The 16116-nt window shown below is 62.2% G+C and carries 11 protein-coding genes; 6 read left to right on the forward strand and 5 right to left on the reverse strand.

Features of this window, described 5'->3' with window-relative positions; translation table 11 throughout:
- Positions 1–161: 161 nt before the first annotated feature.
- From ELQ88_RS14285 to ELQ88_RS14300, 4 genes are read right to left on the reverse strand one after another with little or no spacing between them, the layout of a single operon-like run.
- On the reverse strand, positions 162–1610 hold the full coding sequence (locus tag ELQ88_RS14285; protein ID WP_138965816.1) for a curlin: 1449 nt from the start codon (positions 1608–1610) through the stop codon (positions 162–164).
- Positions 1611–1638: 28 nt separating this feature from the next.
- Entirely contained in the window at positions 1639–2100 is a 462-nt protein-coding gene (locus ELQ88_RS14290) for a curlin (RefSeq protein WP_128870072.1), read from the reverse strand.
- 60 nt (positions 2101–2160) lie between these two features.
- Positions 2161–4395, reverse strand: a complete 2235-nt coding sequence (locus tag ELQ88_RS14295) for an Ig-like domain-containing protein (RefSeq protein ID WP_138965818.1) — start codon at positions 4393–4395, stop codon at positions 2161–2163.
- A 35-nt stretch (positions 4396–4430) separates the two neighbouring features.
- Positions 4431–5777, reverse strand: coding sequence for a hypothetical protein (locus ELQ88_RS14300; protein WP_138965820.1), 1347 nt, complete (start codon positions 5775–5777; stop codon positions 4431–4433).
- A gap of 304 nt (positions 5778–6081) precedes the next feature.
- On the opposite strand from ELQ88_RS14300, the gene ELQ88_RS14305 reads away from it, so the two are divergent.
- From ELQ88_RS14305 to ELQ88_RS14325, 5 genes are all read left to right on the forward strand, one after another.
- On the forward strand, positions 6082–7530 hold the full coding sequence (locus tag ELQ88_RS14305; protein ID WP_138965822.1) for a HAMP domain-containing sensor histidine kinase: 1449 nt from the start codon (positions 6082–6084) through the stop codon (positions 7528–7530).
- Between the two features lie 182 nt (positions 7531–7712).
- The gene (locus tag ELQ88_RS14310; protein ID WP_138965824.1) at positions 7713–10520 is read left to right on the forward strand and encodes a multicopper oxidase domain-containing protein; all 2808 of its coding nucleotides are present in this window, start codon (positions 7713–7715) and stop codon (positions 10518–10520) included.
- Positions 10521–10537: 17 nt separating this feature from the next.
- A complete protein-coding gene (locus ELQ88_RS14315; RefSeq protein ID WP_138965826.1) occupies positions 10538–11548 on the forward strand; it encodes an SCO family protein in 1011 nt (336 codons plus the stop codon).
- A gap of 102 nt (positions 11549–11650) precedes the next feature.
- Positions 11651–13144, forward strand: coding sequence for an ATP-binding protein (locus ELQ88_RS14320; RefSeq protein WP_138965828.1), 1494 nt, complete (start codon positions 11651–11653; stop codon positions 13142–13144).
- Entirely contained in the window at positions 13113–14543 is a 1431-nt protein-coding gene (locus ELQ88_RS14325) for a sigma-54 dependent transcriptional regulator (RefSeq protein ID WP_128870065.1), read from the forward strand. Before ELQ88_RS14320 ends, ELQ88_RS14325 begins: the two co-directional genes overlap by 32 nt.
- On the opposite strand, the gene ELQ88_RS14330 is transcribed toward ELQ88_RS14325, so the two are convergent.
- Positions 14534–14920 (reverse strand): hypothetical protein, encoded by a 387-nt coding sequence (locus tag ELQ88_RS14330; RefSeq protein ID WP_128870064.1) that lies wholly within the window; start codon positions 14918–14920, stop codon positions 14534–14536. The two genes, ELQ88_RS14325 and ELQ88_RS14330, sit on opposite strands and share 10 nt — an antisense overlap.
- Before the next feature lie 179 nt (positions 14921–15099).
- On the opposite strand from ELQ88_RS14330, the gene ELQ88_RS14335 reads away from it, so the two are divergent.
- Positions 15100–15906, forward strand: coding sequence for a class I SAM-dependent methyltransferase (locus ELQ88_RS14335; RefSeq protein ID WP_138965830.1), 807 nt, complete (start codon positions 15100–15102; stop codon positions 15904–15906).
- The last annotated feature ends 210 nt before the right edge of the window (positions 15907–16116 follow it).

A 16116-nucleotide genomic window follows, 5' to 3' on the forward strand; every position in this document is an offset into this window, starting at 1 on the left:
ACCGCAGCGAAGGCGATTTCACATTTAACGATGATGTTGACTGATCCACCGCTTTCGCTGGCAAGCCAGCTCCTACAGGGGGCAGCGGCGCACATCCTGGTCCATGCGGACGAAAAAAAACCGCGATCCCAAAAAGAGTCGCGGTTTTTTTGTTGGCGAAACTACTGCTGCAGAACAGTCGCCTGGTTACCCGTCCCATACTGCTGCACAGTCGCCATCTGCGTCATCCCACTCTGATCAACCCTGGCAATGTTCCCCGTCCCCTCCTGGGTCACATACGCCACGTTCAGGCTGTCAGCCTGTTTCACAGTGATCTGGTTATCACTCCCATACTGGGTAGTGAACGCCTGGTTATCCATGCCCGACTGATCGTACTCGGTACTGTTCCCCGAACCGTTGCTGGTGCCCAGGGCCAGGTTGGTGGTGCCGCGTTGCGAGGCGATGAGGATGTTGTCGCTGCCGTTCTGGTCGAAGTACAGCTCGTTGTAGTTGTCGGCCTGGCTGACGGTGGTCTTGTTGCCGGTACCGGCCTGGTTGGTGGTCATGATTTGGCCGGCGCCGGCCTGGGTGAAGCTGGCGGTGTTGTCGCTGCCGGTCTGGTTGACGGTTGCGCGCTGGTTGCTGCCGAACTGGCCACCGGCTTGCGGACCTTTCCAGTTGCTGGCGTAGACCTTGTTGTCGTTACCCACCGAGTTGGCGGTGAGCACATGGCTGTCGCCGGTCTGGTAGGTGAAGTGCACGTTGCCGGTGCCCTGTTGGTACAGCGCCAGGGTCGAGCTGGTGGATTCGAACTGGTCGGCGTAGATCGCGTTGGCGTCGCCGATTTGCAGGATCTGGGCGACGTTGTTGTTGCCGAAGCTCTGGTCGACGATGGTTTCGTTGGCTGTACCGATCTGGTCGACGGTGGCCTGGCTGGCGAGTTGGGTGTCCTGCCAGACTTCGCTGCCGTTCATGTCGCCCAGCTGGTTGATGGTCACGGTGCCGCCCTCACCCGCGGTCTGGTGGCCGTAGGCGTAGTTGACTTCGCCCGCCTGGTTGATGTTGATCTGCCCGGCCAGGTGGCCGATCTGTTCGCCGGTGCCGTAGTTGGCGGTGCCGTACTGGATGACTGTCGCGTTGTTGCCGGTACCGTACAAGAGTTGCTCGACGTTGGCTTCGTTGCTGTCACCAAGCTGCAAGGTGGTGGCGGTATTACCGTCCTGGCCTTCCTGGTAGATGAAGGAGAAGTTGCCGGTGCCTTGCTGTTGCTGCAACGCCTGGTTGGCGCCGAGTACGCCGATCGACTGGCTGGCATGACTGGTGTTACCGGCACCGACCTGTTGCTGGACGATAGTGCTGCCGTTTTCGTACAGCTGCTCGGCATAACCGGCGTTGAAGTCACCGACCTGATCCTGGGTAATGGTGCCGGTGGCACCTTCTTGCTTGGCGGCTGCGTTGTTGCCTTCGCCGAGTTGGGTCTGGGTGGCGGTACTGAAACTGGCCTGGATTTGCGTCACCTCGGCGATGTTGGCGGTACCGACCTGGTTCTGGGTGGAAAGGCTGTCGTCAGCCATCGCCTGGGCACTGACAATGACCAGGATGGCGGCGGTGAGGGGCGTCAGTTTGAACATGATGAAACCTCCAAAGTGGGGCAATGCTTTAGCGATACTGTTTGACTGAAACGCTCATGCCGTTTCCCGACTGGGTCACGGCACTCGAGAGCCCCGTGCCGGCCTGGTCGATGCTGGCGTCGTTGTTGTTGCCGTTCTGGGAAATCTGCGCGCGGTTGTGGCTGCCGTTTTGTGTGATTTCGGCGTTGTTGCCCGAACCTTGCTGGGTGATCAGGGCCATCAGGTCGCTGCCTTGCTGCAGGATGTACGCTTCCTGATTGCTCCCCGACTGGACAATGCGACCGAGCAGCGACTGGCCGTTCTGTTGCAGCAGCGCGACGTTGGCCTGGCCGTTCTGGTCGATCAGCGCTTGCTGGCCGATCGGCGCTGGCCATTCGCCGAGGTCGGCTCCGGGCGCCAGGTCGTCGTTCTCCATCAAATCATCGGCCCGCACGCCCGCACTGCTGCAAAGCAGAAGCAGGCAGAGCAGGGTGGCGGTCGATCTTTTCATGGCGGTGTCCTTTGGGAAGAGGCTTGCCCCACCGACCGGCCAGATCGGTGGGGCGAGGGCTTACTGCACGGTAACGGCGACCGTGCGCACGGTGCCCTGGGACGAGCGGATGGTCGCTGTCGGGTTCGCCGACGGGATCACCGTGGTGCTGTTGCTCACCGTCAGCCGCCAGCGTCCGGTCAACGGCACCGTGGTGGTGCCGAGGGTCACCAGCCCGGTCGGCGTGGTCACCTGGATGGTGATGGTGTTGCCGGTGGTCACCGATGATGTGCCCGAGAAGTCCCAGTTGAAGCGGTTGTTGGAGCGGGCCGTCACCGTGGCCGCGGTCACCGCGAAGGTTTCCGCTGCTGGCCTTGGCGAGACTTGCACCGTGACCGTCGCCGGTGCCGACTGGGCGCCGAAGCTGTCCCTGGCGACGTAGGTAAAGGTCGTGGTGAAGGCCGTCGTGACCGTGGCCGGTGGGGTGTAGGTGATCACGGTGCCGTCAGTGCTGACGGTGCCGCGACCGGCCGCTGGCTGGGTCTGGATGGCGACGGTTAACGGCACGTTGCCTTCCGGATCGGTGTCGTTGGCCAGCACGTTGATCGGTACCGCCACGCCCAGGGTCGCGATGCTGTCGACGACGGCCACCGGAGGCTGGTTAGGCGCCACGGTGATGGTCACGGTCGCCGGAGCGGTCGAGGCCAGGCCTTTGACGTCTTGCGCCTTGTAGGTGAAGGTCGTGGTCAGCGGTGCGTTGACTACGGCCGGTGGGGTATAGACCACCGCTGCCGTGCCGCTCAAGGCGACGGTGCCCTGGTTAGCGGCCGGTTGGGTCAGCGCGGTGATGCTCAGTGGCGTGTTGCCGTCCGGGTCGCTGTCGTTGCCCAGCAGGTTGAGGGTGATCGGCACCCCGAAGCTGGTGCTGCCGGTGTCGGCCACGGCCAATGGCGCCTGGTTTTCACCGGTGTCCGGGGCCGAACCGACCACCACGACCGGCTCGGTATCGCTGCCGCCCCTGGCGGATTTGATCGTGACGGTGGCCGGTGGCTGCGGCAGATCGGCGACGGTCAGGCGTTGCAGGGTGCCGGTCTTCGACAGACGTCCGTAACCCTGGGCGACCATGTCCGGTACCGCCACTTCGTCAGTGGAGGTGGCCTCGATCAGCAGGCTGTGATTGCTCCAGTTGTACCGAGCGGTCTGGACTTTCACCACGTCGGTGAGCTTGCTCGACACTGCCGTCGGCCGGGTGGTACCTGTCGGGTTGGTGGCGGTGACCACCACGACCGGCGGCACGTTGCCGGTGAACTGACGCTGGCCGAAGAACAAGCCATTGTTGTCGCCGGTCATGTTGATCAGGCATGGCGACAGCGGTGGGCCGGGTACCAGCGCAATGCTTTCGCGCAAGCACAGGCTCGACGTGTTGCCCGATTTGCCGAAGACTTCGACCCGCGTACCGGTGTCGGTGCGCCGGTAAGTGGCGCGGTCGATTTCCACCGGGGTCTGGGCACGGTTGTCGAGGACTTTGCCGGATACGGTGAACAGGTTGGTCTCGATGGTCCCGGCCGGTCCCTGGATACGCACGAAGTTGGTGTTGTTGGGGCTGCCGGTGACCTGCTCGGTGAGGTTCGGATCGCCGACGAAGGTGTCGACGGTTCCGGTGTCCGGGTTCATCTCGGTGTAGGGGCCGTTGACGCTACGCAGGAACGGGCCGACGTTGCCATTGAGCACGCCGCTGAAATTACCGGGTGCACCGATGCCGATGTCGCGGGTGATATTGATGGCACGCCTGCCAGGCGTGGTGACGTTGACCGTTTCCACCCCGTAAGGGTGGGTGATGGTGTAGACCCCGGCGGTCGGCACTGAGATGCGCAGGCGAATCCGCGCGAAGCTTTGCTGATCGCCATCGACCGGGTTTTCCGAGGCGAATGCCGCCTCGATCCCGGCCACGTAGACTTCCAGCTCATAGCCGCTGTTACCGACCTGCGGGATTGCGGTCTCGGCCAGGAACCAGAAGGCTTCCGGCGGCCAGTTGTCGGGGAAGATCATCGGCTGAGCGTCGTCGTAGACCCCGGGTTCCGCCAGCAATATGCACATATAGGCCGGTGGCACGCTGGGCGGCACCCGCGAGCTCGCGGCCCGGGACTGGCACAGTTCCATCGACAGCTGATTGTTGTCCTGATACCACATGGGGAATTTCCCCGTGGCGAAGGTGTAAGGACCGGGGTCGACGGCGGCGAGTTGCGCGAACGCGCTGCCGGACAGCGATAACGTCAGTCCCAGGGCGTTGAGCGCCAGGCGTGGCCAATTGTTCATGATGCCTCCTGATGAGGATCTGGGCATGTGAGCGTTCATTGCACGATGACCACTTCTTCGGTGTCGCTGCCGCCATTGGATGACGTCACGCGAACCCTGGCCGGTGGAATCGGCGAGATCCCGGTGGCCAGGGTTTTCACCGCGCCTTCGCCACTGAGGGCGCCGATGGCGGCACCGCTGGCGGATGAGGCGGTGAGCACTGGCGGCGAAGTTTCATCACTGGTCGAGGCCACGAGGGTCAGTTGCCCGCTGCTGAGGCTGTACTCCGCACGCTGGATCACCACCAGGTCGGTCAGCGCCATGGACAAGCTGGTCGGTGTGCTGGTGGGGATCGCCAGGTGGTTGTCCGCGGTCACCTGCACCGTGCTCGGCAAGGTCGGGTTGGCCGCGGACTGCGCGTACCAGTTGCCGGTGGTGTTGGCTTCGCTCATGTTCAGCACCGGGCTGCTGCTGGTCACGGTGGCAGTCGCCGGCGGCGGAGGTGCCATGACGAACACGTCCTGCTGGGCGATCGGCGCGCTTGCACCGGCTTTGCGCGAGTAAGTGCTGCGCTGGGCGATCACCGGCGTCGGCCGCACCACCGTCGACAACTTGCCGGAGATGCTGAACAGCGTGGTGCGCAGATCCAGGCCATTGGGCCCTTCGATGCGCACGAAGTTGGTGTTGAACGGGCTGCCGGTGATGGCCTCTTCGAGGTTCGGATCGCCGATGAATTGCTCGGCTGCACCGGTCAGCGGATTGGTCTCGGTGTACGGGCCGTTGACGCTGCGCAGGAAGGGGCCGACGTCACCCTTGAGGGCGCCGTCATAGGTTTTCGGTGAGCCGATGCCGATGTCGCGGGTCATGTTGATCGCCCGCCGCCCGGGCACATCGACGTTGAACACATCGACGCCGTAGGGGTGGGTGACGACGTAGGTGCCGGCGGTGGGCACATCGATGCGAATGCGCACCCGGGCGAAGCTGAGCTGGTCGCCCTCGACCGGTTCTTCCGCAGCGAAAGCCGCTTCGATGGCGGTGCCAAACGACAGGTCGATGCCCCGGGTGGCGTCGACGATGGCCGCATCGGCGCTGAACCAGAACGCCTCGTCAGGGAAATTGGTCGGGAAGACGATCGGCTGTGCGTCATCGAACACGCCGGGGGTCGGCAGCAACGTGCACATGTACGACGGCGCACCGGGTGCGCCGGGAGCCCTGGAGCTGACGGCCTTGGACAGGCACAGGTCGAGGGTTCGACCGTGGGTGTCCTGATACCAGGCGGCGAACGAGCCGTTGGCGGGCAGATAGGGTCCGGGGTCGACGGCATACAACGCCGCCTGGGCGATGCCTTGGGCCAGAGCACTCACGACCAGCGCGGCCGCGGTTTTGGACAGTAAAGGGTGCATGAGTTAATCCCTCTATCAGAGTACCTGTCCCGTGAGGTGGGTCAGTTGAGAGGGTCTTCGGCAACTTCCGTACCAAGCGGCGAAAACGATCCTGAGAGGTCCGGGGCGCGGGCCTGCGGCGGGCAAACGCTGTCAGGCCATCGCTCGATCAAGCGGGCCATTGTCCCCAGCATTGGGGGTAGGTGGGGAAGGCGGGGAGGTGTGGGATAGCTACCACAGCCTTTGCCGGTCCAAACCCCGACATCGGGCAAACGGCCAGCATTGGGCTATAACCCTATAGGGGAAACGTCGGGAACAAATGTCCATGAACATGCCTACCAAAGCGCTCCTGTCGCAGGAGGGCGATACCCGCCTGCACTCGCGCAAGCCGCCGTTCAATCTGTTGCGCTGGTTTTCGCTGATCAGCCTGGCGGTGATCGGTACGGTTGCGGTGGCGCTGGGGGCGGTGTCCACGCGGTTCGTGATTACCGAGAGCGTGCAGCGCGATGCCTTGCTGACGTCGCAGTTCATTCAGGCGATCGCCTCGGCCGAGGTGCGCCATGTGTCGATCCCCAACGTGCGGACTATGGGCGAGCTGCTCGACCCCCGCAAGGACAAGGACTTTCCCGACGTCGACCCGATGGCCCGGGCCAATGCCCGTGGCGAATTCCTCGACCATATCGAACACTTGCCGGACGTGATCCTGGCCAACATCTACGCCCCCGACCGCATGGTGATCTGGTCGACGAACCCGGCATTGATGGGCACCACGATCCATACCGACGACGATCTGGATCAAGCCTTCGCCTCCAGGACCCCGGTGTCGGCCAGCTATCACGACGTCGACCACGGCCGCATGGAACAGAAGTTCGTGACGCCCCCGGAATACATCTTCATCGAGAACTACATTCCGTTGTTCGATGCCGACGGCGACAAAGTCACCGCGATGGTCGAGATCTACAAGGAGCCCAAGGACCTGATCAATCGCATGGAGCGCGGCCTGGTCATGATCTGGCTCGCCACCGCCCTGGGCGGCGGGCTGATTTACCTGGGGCTGTACTGGATCGTGCGCCGGGCCGCGATCCTGTTGGCGGCGCAACAGCAGCAACTGATCACCAACGAAACCTTTGTCGCCCTGGGCGAGATGTCGTCGGCGGTCGCCCACAGCCTGCGCAATCCGTTGGCGACCATTCGCTCCAGCGCTGAACTGGCGCTCGAATTCGACAGCGGCGCGGCGCACAAGAACATCAACGACATCATCGGCCAGGTTGATCGTATGTCGAAATGGGTCAGGGAGCTGCTGCAATCCTTGCGCCCGCTCAACGACGAGGCGGAGCCGGTCAATCTGGTGGCGGCATTGCATGACAGCCTCATGGCCTTCGAGCAGCAGATCGCCAAGGCCAACGTCCTGGTCGTGTTCGAGCCCAGGCAGACACCCATGGTCCTGAGTCAGCAGGTGCAGTTGACGCAGATCCTCAACAGTTTGCTGGCCAATGCGCTGGAGGCGATGGAGAAGGGCGGCACGCTCACCATCGCCCTGGAGCCGACCGATGCCCAAGGCGTTTGCGTGGCGGTGAGCGACACCGGCAAAGGCATGAGCGAAGAGCAACGCAGCATGGCCTTCCGGCCGTTTTACACCACCAAGCGCGGTGGCCTGGGGGTCGGACTGGTGCTGGTCAAGCGGATCATGGACCGTTTCGGCGGCGCGGTGACCCTGGAAAGCCGCGAGGGCGAGGGCACCACCGTGCGGCTTTCATTCAAACGGCTCACCTGAAATCGGGTATGAACTTTCCCCATTAGCGGGTGCCATTCCCCAGTCGTTTTTCAGTCATGGCACATTGATGTTGATAAGCCACTGTTTTGTCAGGCGTTAACGCTATGTAAAAACTTGTTACAAATCTGGCGAGCTACTTGCAAATCACCATTACCCCTTCATGAGCTTCGAGGCGGATGGTGATGGACAGTAAAGCGCGGTTTCCCTTCAAGCGGTTCGGCTTCCTGACGCCTTTGAGCGTCCTTCTGACGATGACGCTGGGAACAGCCGGTCTTCGCGCCAGCCCCATCGATGACGAACGACAGCCCGAACCCACCGACCCGTCGGCGTATTACGACGAGCCCGCCGATAAACCGGCCGCGCTGAATGCCATCCTGACGATGCCGGAAGCCAACGAAGACGCCTTCGATTTGCCCGATGGCGTCAAAGGCAGCCGCGACACCACGCGCCAGGAAAATATCCTGCCGCCCAAGGTGCAGACCAGCTTCAATTACCCCACCAATGGCAAGCCCAGCCCGCTGTTCGGCGCTCAGCCGTTCACCCAGCAACTGGTGCTGTTCGAAGAATTCGGCCCGGAAAAACTCGACCCCACCACACCGGCGGCGCCCTTGGGGTTTCCACCGGCGGCGATCGGCCCGGCACCTGCGCAGGACCCCGGCAGTGCGGCGCGCAGTGCGCCACCCGGCGCGGCCCTCGATGCGTTCTTGCGCCAACCGGGACTGACGCCATTTCCGAGCCAGTTCGCCAACGTGGTCGACCGCAATCCGTGGCAGGCGCAGATCGAGTATTTTCTCAACCGGCACATCGGCTCTGCCGCCGAAGGCCGTCCGCCAGGAAAGGGTTGGTCGCATCAGCGCTGGAACGAGTTCTACCCGCAAGCGGCCTACAAGACCGTGCAGTCCGGTGCGCGAATCAACGGCGGCCTGCGCGACAGTCGCCAGATGCATGGTTACGCCCTGGGAGAGTTCGGCCCCGGTGGTCTCTATCACAACACCGCCGGTGTACCGCTGACCGATGGCACCGCCAAAGGCGTCGATGCGCGCTTTCACCCGAACATGCCGGTACAGAACCACAACTCGGTCTGGACCTTCGACGGCACCTTACCCCCAAAATTACTGATGGTGCGTTACGGCCAGCCGGTGCTGATGCGCCATTACAACGGCTTGCCCATCGACCCGGCGGCCAACATGGGCTTCGGCTTGCACACCATCAGTACCCACGAACACAACGGTCACGCGCCGGCGGAAAGCGACGGTTACGCCAACGCGTTTTTCTTCCCGGGGCAGTATTACGACTATCGCTGGCCAATCCAGCTGGCCGGTTACGACAGCATCAATACCCGCGCCGAAGACCCGCGTGCGGCCTTCCCGTGTTCGCCGGGGGAAACCCTCTGGGTCAATGACATGAACCCCGGCCGCAAGACGTGCGACCACGGCACCATCAAGATCCGTGGCGACTGGCGCGAAACCATGAGCACCCACTGGTTCCACGATCACATGCTCGATTTCACCGCGCAGAACGTCTACAAGGGCAACGCGGCGATGATGAACTACTACAGCGCCCTGGACCGCGGGAACGAATCGGTGAACGACGGCGTCAACCTGCGCTTCCCCAGCGGCAGCGCCTTGCCGTGGGGTAACCGCGACTATGACGTCAACCTGTTGATCGCCGACAAGGCCTGGGATCAGGGCGGTCAACTCTGGTTCAACCCGTTCAACACCGATGGTTTTCTCGGTGACCAGGTCCTGGTGAACTGGCAGTGGAAACCGGCCCTGGACGTGCGCGCCCGCAGCTATCGGCTGCGTATCCTCAACGGCTCGGTGTCGCGTTACTTCAAACTGGCCCTGGTGCGCGAGGTCAAGGGCAACGGCGGTGAATTTCCCGGCCCGAAAAACTCCGGGGTTTCCTACAGTCGGGTGCCGTTCCACATGATTGCCAACGACGGCAACATCATGGAACACAGCGTGCCGTTCGACGGCAGCATGGACCTGGACGCCGACGGCAATAAACAGAATCACAACGCGATCTTGCCGACTCAGGGCATCGCCGAGCGCTTCGACATCATCGTCAACTTCGCGAAAAACGGAATCAAGCCCGGAGACAAGCTGTTCTTCGTCAACCTGCTGGTGCATGACGACGGCAAGGGCCCAAAAGAGCCCGTTGCCCTGGGTGATGTGCTCTCGGAAAAATACCTGGCGGTACTCAAGCAAAGCAGCAAGGGCCCGCAGTGGGACAAGGGTGATCCGGCCGTGGGCAAGATCTTGCAGCTCAACGTCAAGGCCTATACCGGTCAGGACCTGGCCATGGACCCGGCCGCCTATGAGCCGGCCAAACCGGGCAAGGCCGAAGGCATGGCGATGATCCCGCTGAAGATCCATCGCGATACCGTCGCCGACAAGGCGCTGTTGGCCAAGGCCCGTCACCGCACCTTCACCTACGGGCGCTCGGACGGCACCGACGAAGCGCCCTGGACGGTCAAGACCGACGGCGGGTTCGGTTTCCATATGGACCCGCGTCGCCTGAATGCCTCGACCCAGTTGGCCAGTGGCCCCACCGATGCCGGTGTCACCGGTTTCGGCACCCTGGAGGTGTGGAACATCAAGGCCGGCGGCAAGGGCTGGAGCCACCCGGTGCACGTGCACTTCGAGGAGGGGATCATCCTGAGCCGCGGCGGCAAGGCACCGCCGGAATGGGAAAAATGGGCGCGCAAGGACGTCTATCGCATCGGCTCGGAAGACGATGGCCTGGACAGTGTCGAATTCGCGATCAATTTCCGCGAATTCGCCGGGACGTACATGGAGCACTGTCACAACACGCAGCACGAGGACAACTCCATGCTGCTGCGCTGGGACATCGAGAAACCGGGGCAATTGCAGTTGATGCCGACGCCGCTGCCGAGCTGGGATGGCGTGCGTTACGTCAACTCCGCCGCATTGCCGACCTTCCGCACTGGCGATGGCTTCGGCCCGCAAGTGCCGGTCAAGAAATGAAGCGGGAGCGCACCGACATGAACGGGCATACGCCGCGCTCCCGTGCCTTGGGCGCGCACCTGGTACTGATGCTGGTCTGTTGTCTGCTGGCGAGCCGGTTGCTGGTGGCCCACGAGGTCGCCGAGGCGCCGACTGCGGCGGCGACACCCTGGGGTGCAGATTATTTCCCCAATACCCTGCTGACCGACCAGGACGGTCGGCAGGTGCATTTCTTCGATGACCTGATCCGGGACAAGGTGGTGGTGATCAATTTCATCTTCACCACCTGCAGCGATTCCTGCCCGCTGGAAACCGCGCGCCTGCGTCAGGTGCAACAGTTGCTCGGGGACCGGGTCGGCAAGGACATCTTCTTCTATTCGATCAGCATCGATCCGCTCAGCGACACGCCCGAGGTGCTCAAAGCCTACGCGCAGCGGTTCAAGGTCGGGCCGGGCTGGCAATTTCTCACCGGCGACTTCGACGCTGTCACCGAACTGCGGCACAAGCTCGGGCTGTTCATCGAAGGCGTCGACAACGGACGCAGCAAAGACCACAACCTGAGCCTGATCGTTGGCAACCAGGCCACGGGCCGCTGGATGAAAGCCTCGCCCTTCGAGAACCCGTGGATTCTGGCCGATCAGTTGGCCAACACCTTGCAGAACTGGAAGCAGCCCAGTGCCGAGCAAAGCTACGCCAATGCACCTGAACTCCGGCCGCCCAGCAGCGGCGAAGAATTGTTTCGCACCCGCTGTGCCTCATGCCACAGCCTCGGCCCGCAGGACGGGCAAGGCATCGGCATGCGCAGCATCGGTCCCGACCTGATCGGCGTCACTCGCCAGCGAGCGCCGGCATGGCTGGCGCGCTGGATTCGCGAGCCGGACCGCATGCTGGCCGAAAAGGACCCGATCGCGATGGAATTGTTTGAGCGCTTCGACAAGATACCGATGCCCAACCTGCGTCTGGATGAGAACGCGGCGCAGTCCATCCTGGCTTTTTTGCAGGAAGAAACCGAGCGGCAGCAGCCGTTGCAGGCGGTGCAAACGCAGTAGCGGCCAAATAATATCAATGACGCCATCAACCTTGAACAATGCCACCTACACTGAGTCGAAACACGGCTGAAAAGGCTTGATGCAAGCATCCAGGACCCGCCCATGCAGATATTGGAACAACACACTACAGCGGCGTCGCAGACGCCGGCTACAGAACGCAAGGGCAGGCGTGGGCCGTTCAATTTGCTGCGCTGGTTCTCCTTGGGCAGCTTTTTCATCATCGCTGCCGTGGCGCTGGGGTTGGGCTCTGTTTCCACGCGATTCGTGGTGACCGAGAGTGTCGAACGCGATTCCATGCTGACCGCGCAGTTCATTCAGGCCATGGGTGACGCCGAAATCCGCCATGCTGCGATCAGCCCGAACCGAACCATGGGTGAAATGCTCGATCCACGCCAGGACCATGGGTATCCCGACGTCGAACCGGCGACCCGAGCCGCCGCGCGCATCGAGTTTCTCGATCATGTGGAGCATTTGCCCGACCTGCTGCTGGCCACGGTGTATGCCCAGGACCGTACCGTCGTCTGGTCGACCAACCCCGAGTTGATCGGTGAGCGCATTGAAGGCGATGACGAGCTGGATGAGTCCTTCACCATGAAGGAGTCGGTGTCCACCAGCTACCACGAGATTGTCGAGGAACGCCCCGAGCAGCGATTGCTGCGCGAACCTGAATACCTGTTCATCGAGAACTATATCCCGATGTTCAATGCCGACAAAAGCCAAGTGATCGCCATGGTGGAAATCTACAAGGAACCGGTGGATCTGGTGGCGCGCATCCAGCGCGGTTTCAAGGCCATCTGGCTGGCGACGGTGCTGGGCGGCGCGGCGATTTACCTGGCGTTGTTCTGGATAGTGCGGCGTGCGGCCAAGCTGCTCGAGAGCCAGCAGAAACAACTGGTCAGCAACGAGACCTTTGTTGCCCTGGGGGAGATGTCCTCGGCGGTGGCTCACAGCCTGCGCAATCCGCTGGCGAACATACGTTCCAGTGCCGAACTGGCCCAGGACATCGCCAGCCTGGGCGCGCAGAAGAACATCGGCGACATCATCAACCAGGTCGATCGCATGTCGCGCTGGGTCCGGGAACTGCTGATGTCGTTGCGACCGGTGAATGACGACGATGAGACAGTGGACCTGGTGCTGGCCATCGACGACACCCGGGGTGCCTTCGACGCGCTGATCAAGCGCTACGGGGTCGAGGTGCGTTTCACCCCACAGGGTTGTCCGCTGGTGGTCAGCCAAAAGGTATTGCTCACGCAGATTCTCAATAGCCTGTTCGCCAATGCCCTGGAAGCCATGCCCAAGGGCGGCGTGCTCAGTATCGAGATCGAATCGCCGCAGCCGGGGCGGGTGTGCATGACCCTGAGCGACACCGGCAAGGGCATGAACCCGCAGCAACAGCAAATGGTGTTCAAGCCGTTTTTCACCACCAAACAAGGCGGGTTGGGCGTAGGCCTGGCCCTGGTCAAACGAATAATGGAGCGTTTCGACGGCTCGGTCGAACTGACCAGCCGGGAGCAGGAAGGAACCCGCGTCAGTCTCAACTTTATAGTGGCAACGGGAGGGGAAAATGGAGCGCAGCATACTGCTGGTCGAGGATGATGAACTCCTCGCCGAGAATATTCAGACCTATCTGGAGCGTAAAGACTTCGAGGTGACAGTCTGCCACTCGGCCGAGGATGCACTGGGGCAACTGGGCACGTTCGTGCCTGATGTGGTGCTCACCGATAATTCGCTGCCGGGCATGAGCGGTCACGACCTGATCCAGAAGCTGCGCATCAGCGCGCCGGACCTGAAGGTGATCATGATGACCGGTTACGGCAACGTCGAAGATGCCGTGACGGCGATGAAGGAGGGCGCGTTCCATTACGTCACCAAGCCGGTGGCCCTGCCGGAGCTCAAGCTGTTGCTGGACAAGGCCCTGGCCACCGAGCGGATGGAGCGCACGCTGTCGTTCTACCAGGAACGCGAAGCGCAGAAGTCCGGGGTGCAGGCCTTGATCGGCGATTCGGCGCCCATGCAATATCTTAAAAACACCATCGGCCAGTTGCTCGACGCCGAGCGGCGGATGGCCAACACCGATCTGCCGCCGGTACTCGTCGAAGGCGAGACCGGTACCGGCAAGGAACTGGTGGCCCGGGCGCTGCACTTCGACGGTCCGCGCAGCAAAGGCCCGTTCATCGAATTCAACTGCGCGTCGATTCCCTCCAATCTGGTGGAGTCGGAACTGTTCGGTCACGAGAAGGGCGCCTTCACCGACGCCAAGGACCGTCGCGTCGGGCTGGTGGAAGCGGCCGATGGCGGTACGCTGTTTCTCGATGAAGTCGGGGAAATGGACCTGTTGCTGCAAGCCAAACTGCTGAAGTTGCTGGAAGACCGGACCATTCGCCGGGTCGGTTCGGTGAAGGAGCGCAAAGTCGATTTGCGGGTGATCAGTGCCACCAACTGCAACCTCGAACAGATGGTCCAGCAGGGCAAGTTCCGCCGCGACCTGTTCTTCCGCCTGCGCATCATCTCGATCAAAGTGCCGCGCCTGTATGCCCGTGGCGAAGACATCCTGGTGCTGGCCCGGCATTTCCTGGCGATCCATGGCAAACGCTATGGCAAGCCGCACCTGCATTTCAGCGACCAGGCCGAAGAGTTGCTGCTCAACTACAGTTGGCCGGGCAACGTGCGCGAGTTGCGCAACATGCTGGAGCAGACCGTGCTGCTGGCCCAGAGCGACACCATCGCCACCCACCAGTTGAACGTGTGCCTGAGCCTGGTGGACGAGCCTCTGGCGTACCAACAGGAGCTCCAACACAGCGAACCGCGTCCGGCCTACAACGGCACCGAGTCGATGAACCTGCCGGAAGTGGAGCGCGACATGGTGCGCAAGATGCTCGACAAGACCGACTGGAACGTCACCAAGTCCGCACGGCTGCTGGGCCTGAGCCGCGACATGCTGCGTTACCGGATCGAAAAACTCGGCCTCGCACGCCCGGATAAACGTCAGTGGTAGACCTGGGCAGGCTGTTCCTGGCCGCGGAGGCACGCGAGCATACAGGAGGGGTCGAGCACTTCTTCGTTGACGTAGACGCCGCGTTCCGCGTCATAGGAGCGGATGAACACCCGCACGGTGGCATCCGCGACGGTCGGCAATCGTGAGTCGTAGAACACATGCTGGCTCGCAATCGGGATGAACTCCCGCGGGGCCGTCGGAATGTACGACCGCGGCGGCACTGTGCTCAGGGACGGTGGAACGGGATGGGCGAAGGGTTGGTTGTCGCCGTAATAGTTGAACCCGCTGCTGTAATCGGTGGTGGGGGTCAGGTCGTCCGCCTGGGCGGCGGTGGTCAGGCAGACAGCGAACGCCAGCATCAGATCGGTTTTGCTCATGGTTGCACCTGCGAAATCGGTATTCCCGCATTTCCCCAAGGTCATTAACTATAGCTGTCATATGGGCACGCGTTTGCGATGTCTGGGTTACAAGAAACCAACAAACGCCAAATGGGTTTTTTCAAGGCGCTGATCTAGACTCGTGCCGGTCAATCAAGACCCGAGTTCTGGAGCGTGCAATGGAAATGCCGACAAAAGAAAACGCCATCGCCAGCAACCGCGATGCCTGGAATGACTCCGCCCGACACCACAAGGACGCCCCGGAATGGCAGGCTCTTTCGAGCGCCGTGGGTCATCGGGGTTTTTCCTGCCTGGATGAGACCCTGACCGATTTGCTGGAACAGGTCGGCGTCGATGGCAAGGATGTGGTGCAACTGGGCTGCAACAACGGACGCGAAAGCGTTTCGCTGTTTGCGCTGGGTGCCCGCAGCGTGGTCGGCGTCGACCAGTCCGCCGCCTTCCTCGATCAGGCGCGGGAGCTGGCGTCTCGTTCGCCCCATGCGCCTGAATTCATCGAGGCCGACATCCATCGTCTGCCGGGCGAACTTCGCGATCGTTTCGACGTGGCGCTGATCACCATCGGCGTCTTGAGCTGGATGCCGGACATCGGCGAATTTTTCCGCCATGTCGAGCAAACCCTCAAGCCTGGCGGCAGCCTGGTAGTGTACGAAACCCACCCCTTCCTGGAAATGTTCGACCCCGAGTCAGCTGATCCCTTTCGCCCGGACAGCTCGTACTTTCGCCGCGAACCTTTCGTGCAGGACCAGCCCATCGTCTACGAAGGCCAAGTCGAACAACCCTGCGCGACGTCCTACTGGTTCGTGCACACCCTGGGCGCGATCTTCACCGGCGCCATCGACGCCGGACTGCAGATCAGTCACTTCAAGGAGTACCCGCATTCCAACCGCGAGGAACTCTATGACCAGTATCAACAGCAGCAGGCGCAGTTGCCGTTGTGTTTTACGTTGGTGGGGGTGAAGGGTTGAGTTTCTGAGCTGGACTATGTGTAGCTGCCACTGACGCCTTCGCGAGCAAGCTCGCTCCCACAGGGGATCTGCGTCGGTCACAAAACTCGCTCAAACACAAATAAAATGTGGGAGCGTGGCTTGTCTGATCGCCGCACCGCCACAATGAACGATAACGCGGTGCCACTGGCGTCCGCTATCCTAGGTCCACTGACCTCAACGAGCCTGCCC

Origin of the sequence: Pseudomonas sp. MPC6 (assembly GCF_006094435.1) — a bacterium.
In the GTDB taxonomy this organism is placed as follows: domain Bacteria; phylum Pseudomonadota; class Gammaproteobacteria; order Pseudomonadales; family Pseudomonadaceae; genus Aquipseudomonas.